Source organism: Flavobacterium saliperosum, assembly GCF_900100625.1.
Taxonomy (GTDB): domain Bacteria; phylum Bacteroidota; class Bacteroidia; order Flavobacteriales; family Flavobacteriaceae; genus Flavobacterium; species Flavobacterium saliperosum.
Map to the genome: position 1 here is coordinate 567,291 of NZ_FMTY01000002.1, position 23,061 is coordinate 590,351.

Sequence of the window (23,061 nt, forward strand, 5' to 3'; positions counted from 1 at the left end):
AACTAGCTTAGTAACTAAGTTGCATAGTTTTTAAATTGATTTAAATTATGCTTCGTCTTTCCAGTTCAAACGATCCATTTGGTTGTATTGCCAAGGTGCACCGTTGTTTTCGATATTGGTCATCATGTTGTTCAATTCGGTTGGTGCGGCACTTTGTTCCATGACCAAATAGCGTCTCATGTCCATAATAATCGAAAGCGGACTGATGTTTACCGGACATTCTTCAACGCAGGCATTACAAGAAGTACAAGCCCAAAGTTCTTCCGGAGTGATGTAATCATTTAATAATGCCTTTCCATCAGGAACAAAAACGCCTTTGTTGGCATCCATATTTTTGCCCACTTCTTCCAAACGATCACGCGTATCCATCATGATTTTACGAGGCGACAATTTCTTACCGGTTTGATTGGCTGGACAAGAAGAAGTACATCGCCCACATTCGGTACACGTATAAGCGTTCAACAACTGCACCCAATTCAGATCCTGAACATCACTTGCGCCAAATTTAACATGAGTGGCTTCAGCATCCGGAGCCGGCGCTGCAAAAGGATCGGCGTTAGGATCCATCATTAATTTCACTTCATTGGTAACCGATTCCAAGTTATCAAATTGTCCTTGAGGTTTCAGGTTAGCAAAATAAGTATTCGGGAAAGCCAATAAAATGTGTAAGTGCTTAGAGAAATATAAATAGTTTAAGAAAACTAAAATCCCAATGATGTGAACCCACCATGCGCCTTTTTCAATTAAATGTACCAGACTTTCGGACATACCGTTGAACATCGGAGCGATAAACTGAGAAACCGGAAAAGCACCGGCACTTTCGTATCCAGGAGCTCCAATAGTCTGTAAATGCAAATCAGCGGCGTTCATTAAAAGGAATAATGACATCAACACCACTTCAAAATACAGAATGTAATTGGCGTCGCTTTTTGGCCATCCTTTTAAATCATTGTGAATGAATCGGTTCAGTTTTACAATATTTCTTCTTGTCCAGAAAGTGATGACTGCTACAAGAACCAATAATGCCAAAATTTCGAAGGATCCGATCAGAAAATCATAAAATCCGCCCATGAAAGAAAACACACGATGGGTTCCGAAAAGACCGTCGATTACAATCTCCAAAACTTCGATATTGATGATAACAAATCCGATGTACACAAAAAGATGAAGTATTCCTGCAACGGGTCTTCGAACCATTTTTGACTGCCCAAGAGCAATCATCGCCATATTTTTCCAGCGTTCCGAAGGATTATCTGAACGGTTTACGTCCTGACCAAGTTTGATATTACGGATAAGTTTTTTTACGTTTTGCGCAAAATAACCGCCTCCTAAAATAAGAAGTACTGCAAATAATATATTGTCTAAATAACTCATAGGGTTGGTTTAAATAGTTCTATTTTTTTGGTTCCTCTGCAGGTGCAGTATACGGTTTTTCTTTTTTTCCGAAAAGGGAAACATTCACATAACGGGTTGGGTGCAAACGCAAATCCTGTAACAATAATTCTATTTCCTTAGAAGCTTTTGTAAGGTTATTGTACATGGCCTCGTCTTTCATCAGTTTGCCCATAGTTCCTTTTCCGGATTCCATGTCGGCCATCATTTTATTCACGCTCACCAATGTTTTCTCCAGATTTTCAACTGTAGCTCCCAATTTGGCTTTTTCCAGATCTTCTGAAATTTTAGCGAAGTTACCGGTTGTTTTATCAAGATTGGTTACAACCGAACCTAACTTCTCCTTATTATCCGCCACGACTTTATCCAGATTACCGGATACGGAGCTGAAATTGGTCATTGTAGTATTTAACTCGGCTATCGTTTTCTTAAGGTTTGATTTCGTATTGGCATCCAAAACATCATTCAAATTAACCAATAAAGCATCGGCATTGGCCAAAACCTTATCTAACTTTTCCTGAATGGGAGCCAAATTCTTTTCCAAAGAAGCGGTTAAACCTAATATCACTTTCGGCTGAAGATAATCGCCGGATTTTGCGTAGTTGGTATCCTCGAAGTTCGGATTAATGGCAATTTGCTTTCCTCCGATAAATCCGGGTTCATAAATACTTGCCGTACTGGATTTAGCTACCGGAACCTCGTTATCCATCTGAATTTCAACTAATAATTTTCCGGTTTTTTCCTGAATAGTAATTGTGTTCACTTTACCTACCGTCAAACCGTTAATGGTTACAGCTGCTGACGGAGCTAATCCTTCTACGTTGTCATATACGACATAGAATTTTCTGGTGGTATCGAATAAATTTTTTCCTTTTAAAAAGCTATAACCCCAAAAGAACAATAATATGGAGCCAATAACTAAAATTGCGGTTTTTACTTCTCTGGTAATTTTCAAAATCAATATATTTTTAAAACAAAATTAAAACAAAATAGTTTAGAATGGATTTATATTAACGTAAAGCCTCCTGAATGGAAAGTTTTTGACCATTCTTATAAGCTACAATAAAAGCGGAAGTATATCCTTTTTCCTTGGCATCATCCAATAATTTTTTAGCTTCTGCATATTTATTGGTGTTTCCGTAGAAGTATTTGATTATTTTTCCGTCATCTTCCATTGAAATGGAATTCAGTCCACTGAAATTACTTGGTATCAAATCCATTTTTTTCGCACTGGCTGAAATTTGGATTTTGAAAACCACTCCTTTTGTGGCATTGGCATCCTGAACTTTAGGAGAGTCTACTTTTTGAATACCCTCTCGGTCTTGAGTGTTAGGTCTTTCAACAGGCACATATTCTTCGGTTCCCGGAACAAAATATTCTTTTTTGTAATCTAAAATGGCTTTGGCAATCATTTCGGCAAGTTGTTCCTGACCCGCGTCTGAACTTAGGTATGCCCCTTCTTCCTTATTGGAAACAAATCCCATCTCCACCAATACACGAGGCATGTAGATTTTTCTCAGTACAAGGAAACCTGCCTGCTTCACGCCACGGCTTTTTCTGCCCAACCCATCTTCAAAACCTTCCTGAATACCCGCTGCGAGTTCAATACTCTGGTCAAGATATTCTTCCTGAATTACCGTCATTCCGATGACAGATTCCGGTGAATTCGGATCATAACCATCGTACTTTATTTTATAATCTTTCTCCAAAGTTACTACCTCATTCTCTTTCTTTGCCACCTCCAGATTGGAGGCATTTCGGGTAACCCCCATTACGTAAGTCTCCGTACCGCTGGCAGCCTGATTTTTGTTGGCATTACAGTGGATTGACACAAAAATATCTGCTTTGGATTTATTTGCAATATCCGCACGCTCGTCTAACGGAATGAAAACATCCGTTTTTCGGGTATAAATCACTTGTGTTCCCGGATCATTTTCAAGAATACGCCCTACTTTTAAGACTACATTTAAGGCATTGTTTTTTTCTACATAACCATGATACGTTGCTCCAAAATCATTACCACCGTGACCGGCATCAAGAACGACTCTGAATTTTGCGTTATTTTGACCATGACTTACTCCTGCATTGAGAAGTAGAGCCAGTAAAGTGATTTTAAAAAAATTAGTCATTTTCATACTCCTTATTAATTATTTATTATCATTGTCGGCAACAATGTAAGCGGATTCATATCCTTTCTTTTTAGCCTCGATCAATAATTTTTTACATTCTGAGTTACTGTCGGCACTTCCGTAGAAATATTTATAGTAACCGTTTTCAAATTTTCGGCTTATATTTTTTAAACCTTTGAAATTCGATGCTGTCGCATCTACTTTCTTTTTACTGGTAGCAATTTGAACCTTATAGGTCTTTTTACTTCCGGTTTTTTTTTCTTTTGCTATATCTTTTTCTTCAGTTGCCGGATTAGAAGCTGCATTATTCGCTGAATCAGTGACTGAAAAATAATCTTCCTTGAATTTTATAATTGATTCGGCTATTGCTTTGGCTAATTCTTTTTTTCCTTTTTCGGAACCTAAATATTGTGCTTCGCTTTTATTCGAAATAAAACCAAGTTCAATTAAAACGCCCGGCATGTAAGTCGCATCCAAAACCCATAACGGCTGCTGATGAACCCCTTTGTTCTTTCGGTTTAGCTTATTTCCGAATTTATACTGAATCGTACTCGCAAAATCGATACTTGATTTGAGTGATTCTTCCTGTAAAATCTTCAACCCTATTAAGGTCTCCGGTTTGTTCGGATCAAAACCTTTGTAATTTTTCTTATAATTCGCCTCCTGAAAAATCACGGAGTTCTCTGTTTTTGCTATTTCCAGGTTAGTGGAAGTACGCGACAATCCCATAACTAATGTCAACGAACCGTAAGGCTTTGATGATGTAGAGGAATTACAATGAACCGAAACAAACAAATTGGCTTTTGCTTTATTGGCTTTATCAGCTCTTTCCCGTAATTCGACAAAAACATCCGTTTTTCTGGAATACAAAATATCTATGTCTTCATTATCATTTAAAATCCGACCAATTTTCAAAACCACATCCAACGCCACATCCTTTTCCCGTAACCCGTTTTTAATAGCACCGAAATCTTTTCCTCCATGACCGGCGTCTAAAACCACCTTAAACTTCTGTTTCGACTGAGAAAGCAGAATATTAGGCAAAAACAGTGCGAAAATGAATAAATATAATCTAACTTTATCAGGCATATACAGACTAAAAAATGACAATGGTTATAATTTTACTAAATACTTAATTTTGACAAAAAATATATGTAAGTTTGACCCGTCAAAAATTGAGCCACATTTTTACAAAAATAGTATTAAAAGCGTTGCATACAAACTTATTTCATATCGTTTTATTATCAATTTTCCTAACACTTGGAAATTTTGAACTTCAAGCTCAGGAAAATCCTTCCAAAACAATTTCCGTACCTGCTGTAAAACAGAATGATAACCTAAATATCACCATTAAGGATGTTTTGAAACCAATCGATTCCGTTAAGAACGATACCATTAAAAAAAAGAAAGCCATTCTGGAAGGAATTGTAAAACGTAAAGCGGTTGATTATGAAAAAATTGACCAAAAAAAGAAAGAACTGACCCTGTACAATCAAGCAGAACTTTATTATAAGGACATTGAACTCAAAGCAGGCATCATCGTTTTTAATTATGAAAAGGACGAAGTGTATGCCGGGCGAATCAAAGACAGTATCGGAAATTATACTCAAAATCCGGTTTTCAAACAAGGGGATAATGTTATAGAGCCCGATTCCATACGATTTAACACCAAAACCAAAAAAGCTTTGGTTTGGAATTCGAGAACCCAACAGGGAGAATTCAGAGTAAAAGCAGAGGTAACCAAGAGAGAGAACGACTCGGTTTATTTCATGCGGAATGCCCGATTTACCACATCTGAAAATATCGAAGATCCTGAATATTATTTTCTTGCCCGTAAAATAAAGTTTGTTCCAAAGAAAAAAGTGGTTTCCGGTTTTACAAATATGGTAATTGCCGATGTTCCCACTCCGCTGGGTCTTCCGTTTGCTTATTTCCCGATGAGTGAGAAATCAGTATCCGGATTCATCATTCCTACATTCGGAGACACACAACAACGAGGTTACTTTCTTCAGAACGGAGGCTATTATTTTGCTTTGAGCGATTATTACGACTTATCCGTTTTAGGGGATTATTTCACCAATGGCAGTTATGCATTGCGTTTGGAAAGCAGCTATGCGCAGCGTTATAAATTCAGCGGAAGGGTTAATTTGCGTTTTGAAAACCAAATTTTCAGTGAAAGAGGTTTTCCGGATTATTCGAAATCAAGACAATATAATATTCAATGGTCTCACAGTCAGGACGCAAAAGCCAGTCCCGATTCAAGATTTTCCGCTTCCGTGAATTTGGGGAGTAGCCAGTATTTCCGACAATCGTTTAATCAGACCAATATCGGATCGTCTTTGAATAACAATTTGAGTTCATCGATTTCCTATTCAAAAACATTCCAAACCGTACCGCAGGTGAATTTTTCATTAACGGCCACACACTCCCAAAACACCAATACGGAACAAATTGACATGACGCTGCCTACCTTACAGGCCAGTGTGGATCGTATTTTCCCTTTTGCACCTAAAAACGGAATCAAAAAAGGGTTCATAAAAAACATCAACTTCCAATATAATTTAAGAGGTGAAAACAGAATTCGAACGAGTGATTCCCTTTTCTTTAAATCGGAGATGTTTCGTGACGCCAAAAACGGATTCCAACACAGCATTCCGATAAGCACCAATTTTAAACTCTTAAAATATTTCAGTGTATCGACAAGTACCGCTTACAATGAAGTTTGGTACTTCAAAACCCTAAAAAAAGAATACAGTCCATTAACGAATAAGGTCGAAGAAATTGATAACAATGGTTTTGACACTTACAGAACCTATAATTTTGCCGCCAATATAGGAACTACCGTTTACGGTACCTTCAAATTTGGTGATGAAAAAAAGATTCAGGCAATCCGTCATGTAATGCGTCCGTCCGTTTCTTACGGTTATACGCCGAGTTTCGACCGTTATTATGAAACCTATGCGCTTGACGCAACCGGAACAACTTATGCCGATTATACCCGTTTTGAAAATGGCATTTTCGGAGCACCCGGTAAAAATTACTCGAATAACATAGGAATGTCGTTAAGTAATACTTTTGAAGCAAAGTTTCGTGATAAAGACGAAACCAAAACAGAGCCTAAAAAAGTAATGCTGCTAAACAACTTGAATTTTTCAACGGGTTACAACATGGCTGCCGATTCCTTAGCCTGGTCGCCAATGCGGGTTTCGGGAGGAACACAGTTTTTTGAAAACAAACTGAATTTAAACTTCGGAGCAATATTAGATCCGTATGCCATTGACAATTCCGGCAGAAGAATCGATCAGTTCAATATTGATAATGGCGGCAGTCTGTTCCGAATGACCTCTGCCAACGTAACCATAAACTATGCGCTTTCCAGTGCAGACGGGAAAAATAAAAACAAAACAACTGAGCAAACCACTTTAAATGGAGGTCGTGAAGATGATTTGTTTGGCCGCGGAACCGATTTAAGCGATCAGAGACAAAGTCTTTTTAATAAGGAAGAAGAAAATAAAGAAAAGGAGCCAACCGAATTTTACAGTTTAAAAATCCCGTGGGATCTTACCCTGGCCTATTCCCTGACCTATTCCAATACCAATCGTGAAAATGAAATTGTTGGAAATTCATTGATGATGTCGGGAAATGTTGATATCACTCCGCGTTGGAAGATGGGATTCTCTTCGGGTTATGATTTAGTACAAAAAGGGGTAACCTTTACCCAACTTCGTTTTGAAAGGGATTTATTGAGCTGGCGAATGAGTTTTAACTGGGTACCAATCGGAGCGTATACCAACTGGGGCTTCTTTATCGGAATCAAATCTTCCGTATTGAGCGATATCAAATGGGAAAAACGTAATGTTCCCGACAGACGTTTGAGATAATTTAAGTTATAACCTATACATAAAAAGAGGATGAGATTGCTTCAATCCTCGCAATGATACTATGAAAAAAATAATCTTCACCGAAAAAGCACCGGCTCCAATCGGGCCATATAATCAGGCTGTTTTAGTCGGAAATACTTTGTACACTTCCGGACAAATTGCCATCAATCCGGCTAACGGAGAATTGGTATTAGACAACATTGAAGTGGAAACCAAACAGGTTATGGAAAACATGAAAGCCGTTTTGGAAGCTGCAGGTATGACTTTTGAAAACGTATTTAAAACAACGATTTTCATTAGTGACATGAATGATTTCGCTAAAATCAATGCTGTTTACGGAAGTTATTTCGACGAAAAAACCGCTCCGGCACGCGAAACGGTTCAGGTGGCTTGTTTGCCGAAAAACGTGAACGTTGAAATTTCTATGATTGCATCTCTATAGCTTTCAATAACAATCTTGCCGTTGCCTGATTCGTGGCCAATGGCACGTTATGAACATCACACACCCTTATGAGCATGTTAATATCGGCTTCATGAGGGTGTTTTGCTAAAGGGTCTTTGAAAAACAAAACCAAATTGCATTTCCCTTCCGCCACACGCGAAGCAATTTGTGCATCACCTCCTAACGGACCAGAAAGCATTTTCATTACTTTAAATCCGGCATTTTCGGCTTTCCCTCCGGTAGTTCCCGTAGCAATCAAACTGATATCTTCGGCCTGTAAAAAGGCTCTGTGTTCGTTTAAAAACTGAACCATATCGGCCTTCATGGTATCGTGGGCTATTATTGCGATTTCCATATTATACGGTAACTGAGTGGTAATTAATTAATCCATCGATAGGTTTTCTGAAAACATTACCGAGTTTCAATCCGTTTTTGCTTAAAACCAATTCCAATTCCTCCTTCAGATAATAGGCAATCGAACCGATAAAATGGACGGGAACTTCTTTGCAGTTTTCGAATTGTGTGATATAGAAATCTACGAAATTCTGCATGTCGTGCAGCACAATTTTCTGGATGAATTCGTGGTCTTTATGCTGAATCAGGAACTTGGCGAATGTTGCCAGATACGCATTTGGATTTGGAACCTTGTATAAATTATGTTTGATGGCATCGGCATCCAAATCGTATTCTTTTTCGAAAACCTCCGCCAATTCTTTCGGCATTTTATTGAAATAATAAGCGCGAATCAAATGACGTCCGAACTGGTTTCCGCTACAGTCATCCATCGCCATATACCCTAACGATTGTACTTTCTGATGCAATTCTTCGCCGTCGAAATAACTGCAATTCGAACCGGTTCCCAAAATACAAACGATGGCCTTCTCGCCTCTTGGTGTGGTTGCAAAAACCGCTGCATACGTATCTTCCTTGACTTCGATATGGGCGTTAACAAAATATTCCTGAAGAATTTCTGCCAGATGATTTTTCATTCGGTCGGTTCCGCAACCGGCTCCGTAGAAATAAATCTCTTTTACAATAGCTGCATTTTGAGCGATGTCAAACCGGTCATTAATTCGGTTTAAAACTTCCTCTTTTGTTAAAACTTCCGGGTTCAATCCCAATGTACTTGCGGTAAACTGGATGTTTCCGTTTTCATCCAATGCAATCCAATCGGCTTTTGTGGAGCCACTGTCTACTACTAATTTCATGTGTGTTGTTTATAAAAAAATCCCGCTTTAAACGGGATTCAGTAAATGTAATATTTTTTTATAAATTGGCAATATGCACCGATAAATCAATCAGTTTTGAAGAATAGCCGTATTCGTTGTCGTACCAGGCTACAATCTTATAAAAGGTTGAATTCAAACCGATACCGGCTTTAGCATCCACAATACAAGTGCGGGAATCGGAAACGAAATCCTGAGAAACCACATCGTCTTCAGTAAAGCCCATAATGCCTTTCATGGATGTTTCGGAAGCGTTTTTCAAGACATTCATGATTTCATCATAAGAAGTTCCTTTTTTTACCTTCACCGTTAAATCCACTACGGAAACATCGGCAACGGGAACACGCATGGACATTCCGGTTAATTTCCCTTCCAAAGCTGGAATTACTTTCGTAACCGCTTTCGCCGCTCCGGTCGCTGCAGGAATGATATTTAACAAAGCCGCTCTTCCGCCACGGAAATCTCTTTTTGAAGGACCGTCAACTGTTAATTGCGTTGCGGTTGTGGCGTGAATGGTTGTCATTAAACCTTCCACAATTTCAAAATTATCATGTAATACTTTAGCCAAAGGTGCCAAACAATTGGTTGTACATGACGCGTTGGACACAATTACATCGGTTGGTTTCACTTTTTCATGATTTACTCCCATTACAAATGTGGGTGCATCGTTTGAAGGTGCAGAAATCACTACTTTTTTAGCACCTCCTTTTATATGATTGTAAGCCATTTCCACGGTGGTGAAAATTCCGGTACATTCGGCAACCACGTCCACGCCTACTTCGTCCCATTTTAAAACCTCGGGATTTTTTTCGGCAGTAACGCGGATGTGTTTGTCATTTACAAACAATTGTCCGTCTTTCACTTCCACTTTTCCGTCAAAACGTCCGTGAACCGAATCGTATTTTAATAAATAAGCCAAATGATCTACGCCCAGTAAATCGTTTATGGCTACTACTTCTACATTGTCTCTTTTGATTGTTTCTCTGAAAACAATTCTGCCGATTCTTCCGAATCCGTTAATTCCTAATATTACTTTCGTCATAATCTTGATCATTTTACCCGGCACGGGCCTTTAAATTTCTATCTATTTCTGTTTTTATTATTCGCTGTATTATGTTGACATGATATCGGAAACGCGCAACAATTCCGCATCGATTTTTGATTTGCCTTTTACCGCCTGTTCCAATGGGGTCAGTTCGATTTTATCGGCAATCAGTCCGACCATGTAATTGGTTTTTCCTTCCAATAAGGATTCTACGGCTTTCACTCCTAAACGGGATGCCAAAACCCGGTCGAAACAAGAAGGTGAACCACCCCGCTGCATGTGACCTAACACCGACACACGCACATCATATTCCGGCATGTTTTCTTCGACATAATCACGCAATTCGAATACGTTTTTACCTATTTTATCCCCTTCGGAAACTACTACGATACTCGATGACTTACCGGATGCTTTACTTTTTTTAAGGGATTCCAACAGACGATCCAAACCTAAATTTTCTTCCGGGATGAGGATTTCTTCTGCTCCTGCGCCAATTCCGGCATTTAAAGCGATATGGCCGGCATCACGTCCCATCACTTCCACAAAAAACAAGCGGTTGTGTGAGTTGGCCGTATCCCTGATTTTGTCAATGACTTCAACAACCGTATTTAGAGCAGTATCGTATCCCAAAGTAAACATGGTTCCGAAAATATCGTTGTCGATGGTGCCCGGAATTCCCATTACCGGAAAACCGAATTCCTTGTTAAAAACCAATCCGCCTGTAAAGCTACCGTCGCCACCTATGATTACCAAGGCATCGATTTCATTTTTTTTAAGGTGTTCGTAGGCTTTTTTTCTTCCTTCCGGAGTGATAAATTCCGCAGAGCGAGCCGATTTGAGTATCGTTCCGCCTTTATTCACAATATTTTTAACGGTTCTGGGCCCCATTTCCATGATGTCACCTTCAATCATTCCTTCAAAACCTCTGTAAATTCCCATACACTCAATATTGTGATAGGCACAGGTTCTAACAACGGAGCGTATTGCGGCATTCATACCCGGAGCATCACCGCCCGAAGTAAGTACTCCAATCTTCTTAATACTTGCTGACATTACAAAATTTGTTTTTATTAAATTTAATAAATAAACACACAAAAGCCTAAAGAATATCCGATTTTTCAGTGAAAAACGAATTTCTTAATGTTGTGTTGTCGTAAAATTTAGAAGTGTTGTTGTTGGGGAAGTTATTCTATTTCGGGAACCTTTTGTAAGTCTTTTTTAGGTTCTTCGGCACTTTTTTTCTTCCTATTTTCGATAAAATTAATAAATTCCGGTGATAAATCCGAATCCGAATCCTGATCTACCGGATTATCTGAGGTAACTTCGGAGTCTTTTTTAGAGAATACTTTTCTCCAAAGTTCCCTAACATTATCAAAATCAACCTGATAAGACAATCCGACACCTTGCGTATATCCAATACCTTCACCAATATAATTTATATCGTTTTCTCTGTTAAACACACGGGCTTTTAAACTTCCTTCCTTATTTAAAAGCATTTGTAACTCTACATTACCCACAATGGCAGCCTGTTCTGTTCCTCCAACCGGTACACCCAATTTTCCATTGATGGTAATTCTCTCGTTGATTTGAGTTGACATGGTAACTCCTACTCTTTCCTGCGATTGCAACAACGGATTTCGGTCACTTTGCACGTAATTCAAGCCGACTTTGAACTTATCGTCTTCACCGGTAAATATATCGGTAAACAAACCACTGGCACGTTCAAATAAGGTTCCTGTAACGGCATTTGCACTGTTTTCAGGCGATAAAAACCCACCACCGGACAACAATGCCAGGGCTTGGGTTTGACGTACGTCTCTGTCACTCAGTTTATAATCGATTTCCGATCTCAAAACTGAACTTACCGTTGGAAAGTCGATTATAAAGTCCGGTTCCGGATTGCTCAAATTTCCGTTTACCGTAATGATTACGTCGGTTGGCACTTTTCTGTTGAAAGAGGCGTTGTCTAAAATTACTGCAGGATTGGATTCTGTTTTATAAACCGCTTCAAGGTTCAGGGCGGCATTCATCGGTTCCCCATCCCATCGAATCGTACTGTACTCTTTAACTGTAAACTTTTTATCAATTAATCCGTAGCTTTTGAAATTATATTCTCCTTCATACACCTGATAATCCCCCCACATATTGAATTTCCCAAGCGTATTGATCTCCATACTGATGGTTCCTTCCCCGCGTCCCTTCATCCCGTGACCGGAGTTTCTGTCGAGAATAATTTCAATTTCCGCATTCTGATTGATATTGAAATCGAAATTCAATTCCAGTCCTTTGTATTTATTTTCGGCGGTCGGAATCCCTCTTTCTTTGTCTTTTTTCTCTTTTTCGGTAACAAAATGGATGTATGAATTATTTCCCAATCCCTGAGAATCACTTACCGGAATTTTAATGGACGTCCCTTTATTTGACTTGGCTTCCATATTCACAACCAAGGCATTGGTAGGACCTTTAATACTGGCTTCCCCGTCGATAAAAGCCACGCCGTAATACACTGCATCATCACTGTCTTTGGTATCTAAAGCCAACAGATTATCAGACGTGATATCCAAATCCAAACTCCAGTCGGCCAGCTTGTTGTGACGCACACTACCGTTTACATATCCAGAAGTATTATATTTTGTATCCGTAATTTTAATGTGTCTGAAAAGAAACTGATGTTCCGTGACATCGACCACAGCATTTTTTTCCATATCGTAATCGACACCCAGATACGGTACTTTCATACCGGCATCTTCGAGATACAAACGCCCGTCTATTTCCGGGTTGTTCACTGTTCCCACAATGGCGGCCTGACCTGAGGCGAATCCGCGCACGTTTGAAAAAATAGTACCCAACAGTGGTCCGAATGCTCCGATATTGAATTTTGAAAATCGGGTTTCAAGAGATAACAAACTCTGATTATCCACAATTTCAACGTTTCCGTTAAGGTAGAAACTCTCTACATCTTCATTCTTAATGGTGGAATTCACATTAAACTTTCGGAACGAATTGTCGCCGGTTACCTGCAAATCCATGTTACCTAATTTATAACCGTTAATCTGTAGGGTATCAATGGTTAAGGCAGAAGCCGGCTGGTATATCGCTTCATTCTGTTTCACACTGACTTTTCCGTTCAGATTACCGCCAAACGACAAATTCGTAAGCGCCGGAGTTACCTTGGCTAAATCGACATTGTCAAAAGAAAGCTGAATGTCTTTTTGGTTTTTACCCTGCAACATTCCGGATAATTCCATTTTTTGACCTTTGTGTGTCAGTGCGATTTTTTCAATGGAGAAATCCGTCAGTTTTTTATTGAAAACCACTTTATTGTCTTTGGTATCGTTTTCGTTCAGATACCACAAATAATTTTTAAAATTAACTTCCGATTTCTTGAAACCTACCACCGATTTGTTCTCTTCGTCAATTGTATGATACAAATTGAGGTTATAAAAATCCTGATTCGTGTTTCCACCTTTGAACTCTGAACGCACAAAAAGGGTATCGTTCATGGTAACGTTAATCAGACTGAAATCGGAAACCTTATAATTTTTTGTTTTGATACTGTCCAACTCGATAAAAGCGTTGTAAAGCGGGTTTTTATTGTCGATATCGACGCGGATATTGTCAAACGTATTTTTGTATGCGACAACGTTGGGTGACGAGAAATTCATTTTAAAATTCCCTTCATCGGCATTGATTTTACCTTTTAAAACGGTGTTTTCAGCCAGGGTAATGTTCGGATTGAAAACCTCAATGATTTTATTGTAAATCACGAAATCAAAATCCAGAAACTGACCCGGATTCAGCTTGTTTGGCGAATAATTGGCATACAAACTTCCCAAAGCATTCTCAACAATTTTCTGAACCTGATTCACTTTGAATTTTCCAACCACTTTTCCCTGAACGATATCCGGTGAATTCACCATGATGGTTCGCACACGATTGGCATCAAAAGTCGACTCTACATGAAAATCATCGAAATAGTAGGTATCCTTTATATTCTGATAAGATGCGTTGGCCACTTCGAGTCTTCCGTCGATATCGTCAAGCGTATTCCCTTTAGCCTTAAACATCAGTTCTCCCTTAAATATAGCGACGGAATCCTGTTTTCTGAAATTCAGCAAATGAAGATCAGCATAATCAATATGCGCACTGAAATCGTAATTTTTCACCTTGGAACTTAAATCCACCAATCCGTTGAAATCCATTTTCAGATTGGGATCATTACTGTTAAAATAGCCTTTAAAATAAGGCATTTTCATAGTTCCGTCAACACTAATGTTCTGATAAGTGTAGCCGTTATATCTGAACTGATGAATCTGTCCTTTCACCGAAGTATTCAGGTATTTTTTATTAAATCCTTTCCCGTCAACATTCAAATCGACGGTAGCACGCTGAATGTCTTTTTGACCGGTTAAAGTTCCCAAATCAAAATCATGCAGGGAAATATATCCTTTATACGAGGCATTGTTGATGTTATTAATGTTGTTCATCGACAGCTTTGACTCCAGTTCTCCCAGTTCCGACAAGATATACACATCGGCATCAATCGTTTTTTTGGTCAGTTTCACGTCCCCCACCAAATCGACTTTCCCGAGTCTTTTTAATGTTTCGGGAAGACTTTTACCTAAAATTCGGGGTAAAATGGCTTTCAGATGATCGTAATCAGAACTAACCCTGTCAAAATTGCCGTTCATGTAAAATTCCCCTTTTTTATTGAAAAGGTTTTTGAAATTAACTTTACCAATGATTTCCGATTGGTTCTTGTCCAATAATTTCAAATCGTTCAGCACGAAATTGTTTAAAGTTCCCGTTGCGTGGGTTTTCAGAAAGAAACGTTGGTTTTTTCCGAATTCATTATAGAAAAAATTGAGTTCATTGGAAGAAACGGAAGCTTTTTCCATGTTGACATCAAAAACAACTTTATTATTGAAATCGGTAAAATCTTTCGGATTGTATTTTAAGGTAACATCACCAATTAAAGAAGATTCATCCGTTTTCAAATCCATTTTTTTAAGGATGATGTTTTTCTTGGTATAAGTGAAATCCGCCGCCAAATTCTCAACAAACAAACCGCGATGATCCTTTAAAGACAGCTTTTTAATAAGGGTAGTAACCTGAGGTCCTTTTATGAAAAAATCTTCCAATTCACCATTAAGTTTAGTGAAATAAAGTGCTTTTGGATTTTTCAAATTCTCATCGATCAACTGGAAACGGCTGTTGGTTACATATAAGTCATCCGCTCGCAGACGAAATTTCCCCGAACCAGGTTTTCCGTTATCAAAAATAGCCACAAACAAATCCAGGTTTGTTTTAGGTTCACCTTTGTATTTTTTCAGCTTGAAGTTCAATCCGTCGATTCTTGCTTTTCCAAAAAACAAACGCGAATCTTTCACTTCTCTTATACTTAACAAATTAGTTTGCAGTCGATTTACAAAGAAAAGAGTATCCTTATGGTGATCGGAAATCAAAATGCCTTTCAGTTTCACACTTCCGAAAACAGAAATGGCCACTTTATCGATTTTAATGTCGGTCTTATAATCCTTATTGAGAGTTTCGGTAACATATTTGGCAATTTCTGTCTGTACCACCGGTAAAGAAAGTGCGATACCCAGCAGCAACAATAATAGGATAATTCCTAAAATTATTCGAAATGCTATTTTTTTAAATTTTTTGATACCTTAATTTGTTTTAAATTTGTCGAACCGACTTGTAAATTTAACCTTTTCAGAAACAAATACAAGGTTTTTCAGCCCTTGTTTATTGATATTTCAAAGATAATACAGTCGCCAGAATTATTAATACAAATTTCGTGCCTTTTTTATGACAAAACCACCAATTTATATTCTAGCAATCGAAAGTTCTTGTGATGACACGGCTGCAGCGGTACTTGAAAACAATAAAGTTTTATCAAATATTGTTGCCAGACAGTCCATTCATGATGAATATGGCGGTGTTGTACCCGAATTGGCTTCAAGGGCACACCAGCAAAATATAGTTCCGGTAATTGATGTCGCCTTAAAAAAAGCAAACATTACCAAATCGCAACTTTCCGGAATTGCTTTCACTCAGGGTCCTGGTTTAATGGGCTCGCTATTAGTGGGAAGCTCGTTTGCGAAATCGATGGCAATGGCGCTGAATATTCCGTTAATGGCGGTACACCACATGCACGCTCATGTTTTAGCTCATTTTATTGACGAAGAGGGATTTGACAAACCTGTTTTTCCTTTTTTAGCCATGACCATTTCCGGCGGGCATACGCAGATTATCAAAGTGAAAAGTTTTTTCGAAATGGAAATTATCGGAGAAACCACCGATGATGCCGTAGGTGAAGCGTTTGATAAAAGTGCCAAAATACTAGGCCTTCCCTATCCCGGCGGTCCTTTAATCGACAAATATGCCCAAGAAGGGAATCCGAAAGCGTTTCAATTCACCAAACCAAAAGTAGATGGATTGAACTTCAGTTTCAGCGGATTGAAAACACAAATTTTATATTTCGTACAGAAAAATGTCGCTCTGAATCCTAATTTTATTGAGGAGAACCGAAATGATATCTGTGCTTCCATTCAACACACCATTATTCAGATAATAATGGACAAGTTAAAAATGGCGGTAGCCGAAACCGGAATGACTCAAATTGCCATTGGTGGCGGAGTTTCAGCCAACTCCGGGATTCGAAACACGTTAAAAGAAGCAGAAGCAAAATACGGATGGAAAACCTTTGTTCCGAAATTTGAATATACCACCGATAATGCCGCGATGATTGGTATTGTGGGCTATCATAAATTTTTAGAAAATCAGTTTAACGATGCTTCCGTAGTGTCTAAAGCCCGTATCGAATTTTAACATGCAATTATTCTACAATCCCGATATCAATTCCGCTTTAAATGAGTTTTCTTTTGACAAGGAAGAAAGCAAACACATAGTTAAAGTTTTACGAAAGAAAGAAGGCGATATTTTACATGTTACTAATGGGTTAGGTTTTTTATTTCATACCGAAATTATATTGGCTTCGGATAAAAAATGTACCGTTACAATCACCAAAACAGAAACGCAACACCCATCCGGATTTTATCTTCATTTGGCCGTTGCACCTACAAAAATGAATGACCGCTTTGAATGGTTTCTGGAAAAGGCAACGGAAATTGGTGTCCATGAAATTACGCCGATTATCTGTGATCATTCCGAACGAAAAATCATTAAAACCGAACGTTTCGATAAAATCATTCAATCCGCAATGAAGCAATCGCTGCAGTTTTATTTACCAAAACTAAACGAGCCAATAGCACTGAAAGACTTTATCAAACAACATCACGAAGGACATCTTTTCATAGCGCATTGTGAAGAAACGGATAAAAAATTACTCAAGGAAGTCATAATTCCAAACGAAAAGTACACCATTCTGATAGGTCCTGAAGGCGATTTTTCGGAAAAAGAAATCGATTTGGCATTGAAAAACAAGTATATGGCGGTATCTTTGGGAAATACCCGATTGCGAACGGAAACCGCTGCTGTAGTAGCCTGTCATAGTATTGTTTTTACAAACGAATAAATTCAGATTCATGAAAAAAATTGCGATTTTATTGTTCGGATTATCTTCACTACTGGGCTTTTCTCAGGAAATTGCGCTTTTAAAATATTCGGGAGGCGGTGACTGGTATTCAAACCCAACATCGTTGCCCAATCTGGCTAAATTCTGCAATCAGAACATTAATACCAAAATCAGTTTAAAAATACCAACTGTTGAAGTAGGCAGTCCGGATTTAACATCCTATCCTTTTGTGCACATGACCGGACACGGAAATGTCGTTTTTAGCGATAATGACGTTATAAATCTGAGAAATTACCTTACTTCCGGTGGATTTCTGCATATCGACGACAATTTCGGAATGGACCAATACATCCGTAAGGAAATCAAGCGTGTTTTTCCTGACAACCCTTTAATCGAAGTCCCGTCCACACATCCTATTTTTCAAAAACCATTTGCCTTTCCTGCCGGATTACCCAAAATTCACGAGCACGATAATAAAAAACCGCAGGCTTTTGCCATTATCATTGATGACCGATTGGTTTTACTTTATACTGTTGAAACGGATTTAGGTGACGGTTGGGAAAACCAGGAAGTTCACAATGATCCGATTGATGTTCGTACAAAAGCTTTAAAAATGGGAGCCAATATCCTTAATTATGTATTTAATAATTAAAATTGTCTGTTTTTTTTTATCCCTTAAAATCCTTACCCGCAGCACTTTACCGCTATTAAAAACATCAATAATGTAATTTTTAACGACTTTTTTTACCGATTATACAATATTTTTCATAATTGTTGGTTTTATACTTAAAATTGTCCCCTATTTACAAAAGAATCAGTTTTTTGAATTTTTAACCTAATCTTATAATTATGAAAAAAATTATTTTAGCAGCTACCATGATAGCAATGCTCGTTTCCTGTAACAATGAGGAATCAACCAATGATCAAGCAACAAATCTCAGCTTCGAAAAAAGAGGATGTGCCTCCCATGAAGTCCTGCAGGACCAATTAAGAGAGAATCCTGAATTGGCTGTCAGAATGAACGAAATCGAATCGTTTACAGAGAAGGCAATGAGAGAAGGACGTTTGGTAAATGGAAAAATAGTAATTCCGGTAGTGGTAAACGTCTTGTACCGAACAGCTGCTGAAAATATTTCATTAGCGCAAATTCAATCACAGATTGATGTGTTAAACAAAGATTTCAATGCGCTGAATTCGGATTTCAATCAGGTTCCTGCCGCTTTTTCAGGCGTTAAGGCCAATGTTGGAATATCCTTTGAATTGGATCAGGTAATTCGAAAATCAACCACTAAATCATCTTGGGGTACCCGTGATGCCATGAAAAAATCAAAACAAGGTGGTATCAACCCGACATCGCCAACCACCAAACTTAATTTATGGGTTTGTACCATTGGCGGCGGAATCTTAGGATATGCCCAATTTCCGGGAGGTTCATCAGCCACTGACGGTGTGGTTATCGATTCCAAATATTTAGGTACAACTGGAACAGCAACCTATCCATTCAATTTAGGCAGAACAGCAACGCATGAAGTGGGTCACTGGATGAACTTACGTCACATTTGGGGAGATACTACTTGTGGTAATGACCAGGTGGCAGATACACCTTTACATAATACTGCTAATTACGGAGCACCAGCCTACCCTCATTACAGTACTTGTACCGGAACACCAATTGAAATGACCATGAATTATATGGATTATACAGACGACAGAGCAATGTACATGTTCTCTGAAGGACAAAAATCCAGAATGGCTGCGGTTTTCGCATCTGGAGGTCCAAGAAATTCATTTGCTCAACCATAAAAAAACCATCATAAATAATTGAAAACCGCAATCTTTTGCGGTTTTTTTTATTTAAAAGAAACCCTACAATTAAAAAGAGCTTTAAATCAATGCGAATTCATCAATTCGTTATTTTCCAAAAGACTCTTTATTGAATTATTATCACAAAAATAATAAATTCAGTGATTTTAACACAAAAATGAATTAGCATTAATTTTATTACAAAATACGTTTTGAAATTAAAAAAAATGTTATATTATTGCAATCTATTAAACAATTAACCAACTATTTAACAAAAAAATCGTTTTTATGAAAAAAATTCTTTTGTCAGCCTTAGTGTTGATGTCTCTGATTTCCTGTACTAAAGAAGAGAATTCTTCTGCAAATGAATCATCAACTTTAGCACATAGAGGTTGTGCTTCTCACGAAGTGCACCAGGAACAAATGAGACAAAATCCTGAGTTAGCAATTACAATGAATGAAATCGAAACATTCACTGAGAAAGCTGTACGTGAAGGTCGTTTGGTAAACGGAAAAATTCAGATTCCTGTTGTGGTTAACGTACTTTACAGAACTACAGCCGAAAACATTTCACTAGCTCAGATTCAATCACAGATTGATGTATTAAACAAGGATTTTAACGCTTTAAACTCCGATTTCAACAAAGTTCCTTCCGCTTTTTCAGGAGTTAAGGCAAATGTTGGAATTTCATTCGTATTGGATGCTGTTTACAGAAAATCGACTACAAAAACTTCTTGGGGTACTGCTGATGCGATGAAAAAATCAACGCAAGGCGGTATGAACCCAACTTCACCTACAACAAAACTTAACTTATGGGTTTGTACAATTGGTGGTGGAATCTTAGGATATGCACAATTCCCTGGAGGTTCATCTTCAACTGATGGTGTGGTTATCGATTCAAGATACTTCGGAACTACCGGTACTGCAACGTATCCGTTCAACTTAGGTAGAACTGCCACTCACGAAGTAGGTCACTGGATGAATTTACGTCACATCTGGGGTGATGCAACTTGTGGAAATGATTATGTATCTGATACTCCATTACACAATGCGCCAAACTATGGTGTTCCGGCTGCAGGTCACAGAAGTACTTGTACTGGTACCCCACTTGAAATGTACATGAACTACATGGATTATACTGACGACAGAGGAATGTTTATGTTCTCTAACGCACAGAAATCAAGAATGTTAGCTATATTCGCTACAGGTGGTGCAAGAAATTCTTTCGCTCAACCATAATAGCCGTTAGAAATAAATTACAAAAACTCGCTTAAAAAGCGAGTTTTTTTATATTTTTAATTCTCAAATGAAAACCATTTTATGACATCAAAAGAAATTTCAAACGGAATTATCAGGGCTGTTTTAACATTGGTAGGAATTGCTCTTATTTGTTATTTCGTTTATCAAATCAGCGCCGTACTTACCTATATCATCATTTCTTTGATTCTAACGTTAATCGGAAATCCAATCGTTCGGTTTCTTAAACGCAAATTGAAATTTAAAAACACTATTGCCGTCATAATGACTTTATTCCTTTTTTCATTGGTTATTATCGGTTTTATATTACTGTTTGTTCCTTTGCTGATTTCACAAGGGGAAAGCCTCTCACTGCTCAATACGGCGGAAATGGAAAAGGATTTCAATTCATTACTCCTTCAAATGAATGAATATTTGGCAAATCACAATATTGATGCGCAACGGCTTTATGAAAAATCCGGAATTGGTACCGCATTTAAAATGACTTTCATTTCTGATTTCTTAAATTCATTCATAAATACCTTGAGTAGTTTCGGCGTAGGAATTGCTTCGGTTTTCTTTATCACGTTCTTTTTACTGAAAGATAAAAACATGTTCAATTTGATTTTCAAATGGATGTTACCGGACGAGCATGAAGATAAAATTATAGCATCTATCGATAAAACAAATGAATTACTCTCCCGATATTTCATCGGTATTCTCCTGCAATTGTTTATAATTTTCATTCTCTATTTGATTGTTTTACTGATTTTTGGAGTTCAAAATGCCGTAATAATAGCTTTTCTGTGTGCTATATTAAACATCATACCTTACGTTGGGCCACTCATAGGAACGTGTTTGGCGGTTATCCTGACAATGATTGGCAACCTTGGCGGCGATTTCATCAGTGAAACACTTCCTACATCACTATATGTAATGATTGGTTTTTTTGTAATTCAACTGATTGACAACAATTTAAGTCAACCTATAATTTTTTCGAACAGTGTAAAATCCCATCCTCTCGAAATATTTCTGATTATCCTGATTGGCGGATACCTGTTTGGAATAATCGGAATGGTGTTTGCCGTTCCGTTGTATACTGTTTTAAAGGTAGTCGGAAAAGAATTCATTCCCGAAAATAAGATTGTACAAATATTAACCAAAGATATTTAGTTTGGACTCTCCTCTTTTAAATTCCGACGTACAGGATTTCATAGCCAATTCATTACAGGCCAATTTTCCGAAAATTGCGCTGATGAAAAATCCGTTCCCCGAAGTAAAATGGAATGACATTCTAAACCAGATTGCCTCAAAAAACAAGGCTAAAGAAAAACTTCCCACTTGGTTTGCACACAAATACATCCTCTATCCTTCAAAGATTTCGATAGAGCAGACTTCTTCCGAAATAACTGCCAAATATAAAGCCTCCCTGATTAACGGAGTTACTTTAATTGATTTAACCGGTGGTTTTGGCGTTGATGATTTTTACTTTGCCCAAAAATTCAATAAAGTGGTTCATTGCGAAATCAATGAGGAGTTGTCAAAAATTGTAAGGCATAATTATCAGATTTTAGAACAGCGAAACATTGAATGTTATCATGGGGACAGTCTGGAAATACTCAAAACATTAAATCAGCACTGGAGTTGGATTTATATTGATCCTTCGAGAAGAAGCGACGTGAAAGGAAAGGTTTTCATGTTGAAAGACTGTTTACCGAACGTTCCGAATTTACTGGAAACGTATTTTGGGTTTTCCGACAATATTCTGGTTAAAACCGCCCCGATTCTGGACATAACAGCCGGCTTGTCGGAACTGAAATCAGTAAAAACCATTCATATTATCGCCCTCGACAATGAAGTAAAAGAATTACTTTGGGAAATTGAAAAAGACTATTCCGGACCAATTACATTGAATGCCGTTGCCATTGCAAAAGATACAACGGAAGTTTTCTCTGTGATTTATGGCGAGTCCGAAGTAAAAGCAAACTATTCCCTGCCAAAAAAATACCTTTACGAACCTAATGCTGCCATGATGAAAACCGGGGCTTTTGAAGCGATTGGTGTTCATTATAATCTTGAAAAACTCCATCAGCATTCACATTTATACACTTCAGACATCGAAATTGACTTTCCTGGCAGGAAATTTGAAATAAAAGCAATGCATCCATTTGAAAAAACGGAAATAAAAAAGCATCTGGAAGGCAAAAAAATGAATGTCACAATAAGGAACTTCCCTATTTCCGTGGAAGAAATCCGTAAAAAATGGAAAATAAAAGAAGGTGGAAATGATTATTGCTTTTTTACCACTAACCTGAATAATGAGAAAATAATTTTACTTTGCGAAAAAATTTAAACAAATAA

Annotated in this window: 18 protein-coding genes; 9 read left to right on the forward strand and 9 right to left on the reverse strand. The window is 37.9% G+C overall.

All coding sequences use genetic code 11. From position 1 onward, the window contains the following. Positions 1–45: 45 nt before the first annotated feature. From BLQ05_RS06040 to BLQ05_RS06055, 4 genes are read right to left on the reverse strand one after another with little or no spacing between them, the layout of a single operon-like run. Positions 46–1,374: a 4Fe-4S dicluster domain-containing protein gene (locus BLQ05_RS06040; protein WP_023576816.1), complete on the reverse strand. Its 1,329-nt coding sequence runs from the start codon at positions 1,372–1,374 to the stop codon at positions 46–48. Between the two features lie 19 nt (positions 1,375–1,393). Further along, the gene (locus tag BLQ05_RS06045; protein WP_035654622.1) at positions 1,394–2,347 is read right to left on the reverse strand and encodes an MlaD family protein; all 954 of its coding nucleotides are present in this window, start codon (positions 2,345–2,347) and stop codon (positions 1,394–1,396) included. Positions 2,348–2,402: 55 nt separating this feature from the next. Continuing rightward, positions 2,403–3,521, reverse strand: coding sequence for an N-acetylmuramoyl-L-alanine amidase family protein (locus BLQ05_RS06050; RefSeq protein ID WP_342341496.1), 1,119 nt, complete (start codon positions 3,519–3,521; stop codon positions 2,403–2,405). A gap of 18 nt (positions 3,522–3,539) precedes the next feature. Next, positions 3,540–4,610 (reverse strand): N-acetylmuramoyl-L-alanine amidase family protein, encoded by a 1,071-nt coding sequence (locus BLQ05_RS06055; protein ID WP_023576819.1) that lies wholly within the window; start codon positions 4,608–4,610, stop codon positions 3,540–3,542. Positions 4,611–4,681: 71 nt separating this feature from the next. Between BLQ05_RS06055 and BLQ05_RS06060 the strand changes: the two genes are divergently transcribed. Next, a complete protein-coding gene (locus BLQ05_RS06060) occupies positions 4,682–7,402 on the forward strand; it encodes a putative LPS assembly protein LptD (RefSeq protein WP_023576820.1) in 2,721 nt (906 codons plus the stop codon). A gap of 61 nt (positions 7,403–7,463) precedes the next feature. Next, positions 7,464–7,844: a RidA family protein gene (locus tag BLQ05_RS06065; RefSeq protein WP_023576821.1), complete on the forward strand. Its 381-nt coding sequence runs from the start codon at positions 7,464–7,466 to the stop codon at positions 7,842–7,844. Here BLQ05_RS06065 and BLQ05_RS06070 read toward each other — a convergent pair. From BLQ05_RS06070 to BLQ05_RS06090, 5 genes are all read right to left on the reverse strand, one after another. Beyond that, entirely contained in the window at positions 7,825–8,199 is a 375-nt protein-coding gene (locus tag BLQ05_RS06070; RefSeq protein ID WP_023576822.1) for a methylglyoxal synthase, read from the reverse strand. The genes BLQ05_RS06065 and BLQ05_RS06070 overlap by 20 nt on opposite strands. Position 8,200: 1 nt before the next feature. Then, positions 8,201–9,052 (reverse strand): BadF/BadG/BcrA/BcrD ATPase family protein, encoded by an 852-nt coding sequence (locus BLQ05_RS06075; RefSeq protein ID WP_023576823.1) that lies wholly within the window; start codon positions 9,050–9,052, stop codon positions 8,201–8,203. Between the two features lie 58 nt (positions 9,053–9,110). Next, positions 9,111–10,112: a type I glyceraldehyde-3-phosphate dehydrogenase gene (gene gap, locus BLQ05_RS06080; protein ID WP_023576824.1), complete on the reverse strand. Its 1,002-nt coding sequence runs from the start codon at positions 10,110–10,112 to the stop codon at positions 9,111–9,113. Positions 10,113–10,181: 69 nt separating this feature from the next. Next, positions 10,182–11,168: a 6-phosphofructokinase gene (pfkA, locus tag BLQ05_RS06085; protein ID WP_023576825.1), complete on the reverse strand. Its 987-nt coding sequence runs from the start codon at positions 11,166–11,168 to the stop codon at positions 10,182–10,184. 131 nt (positions 11,169–11,299) lie between these two features. Beyond that, a complete protein-coding gene (locus BLQ05_RS06090; RefSeq protein ID WP_238321144.1) occupies positions 11,300–15,700 on the reverse strand; it encodes a translocation/assembly module TamB domain-containing protein in 4,401 nt (1,466 codons plus the stop codon). Between the two features lie 232 nt (positions 15,701–15,932). On the opposite strand from BLQ05_RS06090, the gene tsaD reads away from it, so the two are divergent. From tsaD to BLQ05_RS06125, 7 genes are all read left to right on the forward strand, one after another. Further along, positions 15,933–16,955: a tRNA (adenosine(37)-N6)-threonylcarbamoyltransferase complex transferase subunit TsaD gene (gene tsaD / locus BLQ05_RS06095; protein ID WP_023576827.1), complete on the forward strand. Its 1,023-nt coding sequence runs from the start codon at positions 15,933–15,935 to the stop codon at positions 16,953–16,955. Between the two features lies 1 nt (position 16,956). Further along, complete coding sequence (locus BLQ05_RS06100) at positions 16,957–17,661, forward strand: 16S rRNA (uracil(1498)-N(3))-methyltransferase (protein ID WP_023576828.1); 705 nt, start codon at positions 16,957–16,959, stop codon at positions 17,659–17,661. A gap of 10 nt (positions 17,662–17,671) precedes the next feature. Next, positions 17,672–18,313, forward strand: a complete 642-nt coding sequence (locus BLQ05_RS06105; protein WP_023576829.1) for a DUF4159 domain-containing protein — start codon at positions 17,672–17,674, stop codon at positions 18,311–18,313. Positions 18,314–18,510: 197 nt separating this feature from the next. After that, a complete protein-coding gene (locus BLQ05_RS06110) occupies positions 18,511–19,464 on the forward strand; it encodes a zinc metalloprotease (protein ID WP_023576830.1) in 954 nt (317 codons plus the stop codon). Between the two features lie 288 nt (positions 19,465–19,752). Next, positions 19,753–20,703 carry a zinc metalloprotease gene (locus tag BLQ05_RS06115; RefSeq protein ID WP_023576832.1) on the forward strand — a complete coding sequence of 317 codons (951 nt, stop codon included), beginning with the start codon at positions 19,753–19,755 and terminating at the stop codon, positions 20,701–20,703. Positions 20,704–20,784: 81 nt separating this feature from the next. Beyond that, on the forward strand, positions 20,785–21,873 hold the full coding sequence (locus BLQ05_RS06120; RefSeq protein WP_023576833.1) for an AI-2E family transporter: 1,089 nt from the start codon (positions 20,785–20,787) through the stop codon (positions 21,871–21,873). Position 21,874: 1 nt separating this feature from the next. After that, positions 21,875–23,053: a THUMP-like domain-containing protein gene (locus BLQ05_RS06125; RefSeq protein ID WP_023576834.1), complete on the forward strand. Its 1,179-nt coding sequence runs from the start codon at positions 21,875–21,877 to the stop codon at positions 23,051–23,053. Positions 23,054–23,061 lie beyond the last annotated feature (8 nt).

Bases quoted from the DNA above. Each gene is read 5' to 3' on its own strand.
- BLQ05_RS06075 (WP_023576823.1), bottom strand. From the start codon at position 9,052: ATGAAATTAGTAGTAGACAGTGGCTCCACAAAAGCCGATTGGATTGCA.
- BLQ05_RS06110 (WP_023576830.1), top strand. From the start codon at position 18,511: ATGAAAAAAATTATTTTAGCAGCTACCATGATAGCAATGCTCGTTTCC.
- pfkA (WP_023576825.1), bottom strand. From the start codon at position 11,168: ATGTCAGCAAGTATTAAGAAGATTGGAGTACTTACTTCGGGCGGTGAT.
- tsaD (WP_023576827.1), top strand. From the start codon at position 15,933: ATGACAAAACCACCAATTTATATTCTAGCAATCGAAAGTTCTTGTGAT.
- BLQ05_RS06105 (WP_023576829.1), top strand. From the start codon at position 17,672: ATGAAAAAAATTGCGATTTTATTGTTCGGATTATCTTCACTACTGGGC.
- BLQ05_RS06100 (WP_023576828.1), top strand. From the start codon at position 16,957: ATGCAATTATTCTACAATCCCGATATCAATTCCGCTTTAAATGAGTTT.
- gap (WP_023576824.1), bottom strand. From the start codon at position 10,112: ATGACGAAAGTAATATTAGGAATTAACGGATTCGGAAGAATCGGCAGA.
- BLQ05_RS06040 (WP_023576816.1), bottom strand. From the start codon at position 1,374: ATGAGTTATTTAGACAATATATTATTTGCAGTACTTCTTATTTTAGGA.
- BLQ05_RS06055 (WP_023576819.1), bottom strand. From the start codon at position 4,610: ATGCCTGATAAAGTTAGATTATATTTATTCATTTTCGCACTGTTTTTG.
- BLQ05_RS06070 (WP_023576822.1), bottom strand. From the start codon at position 8,199: ATGGAAATCGCAATAATAGCCCACGATACCATGAAGGCCGATATGGTT.
- BLQ05_RS06050 (WP_342341496.1), bottom strand. From the start codon at position 3,521: ATGACTAATTTTTTTAAAATCACTTTACTGGCTCTACTTCTCAATGCA.
- BLQ05_RS06115 (WP_023576832.1), top strand. From the start codon at position 19,753: ATGAAAAAAATTCTTTTGTCAGCCTTAGTGTTGATGTCTCTGATTTCC.
- BLQ05_RS06065 (WP_023576821.1), top strand. From the start codon at position 7,464: ATGAAAAAAATAATCTTCACCGAAAAAGCACCGGCTCCAATCGGGCCA.
- BLQ05_RS06120 (WP_023576833.1), top strand. From the start codon at position 20,785: ATGACATCAAAAGAAATTTCAAACGGAATTATCAGGGCTGTTTTAACA.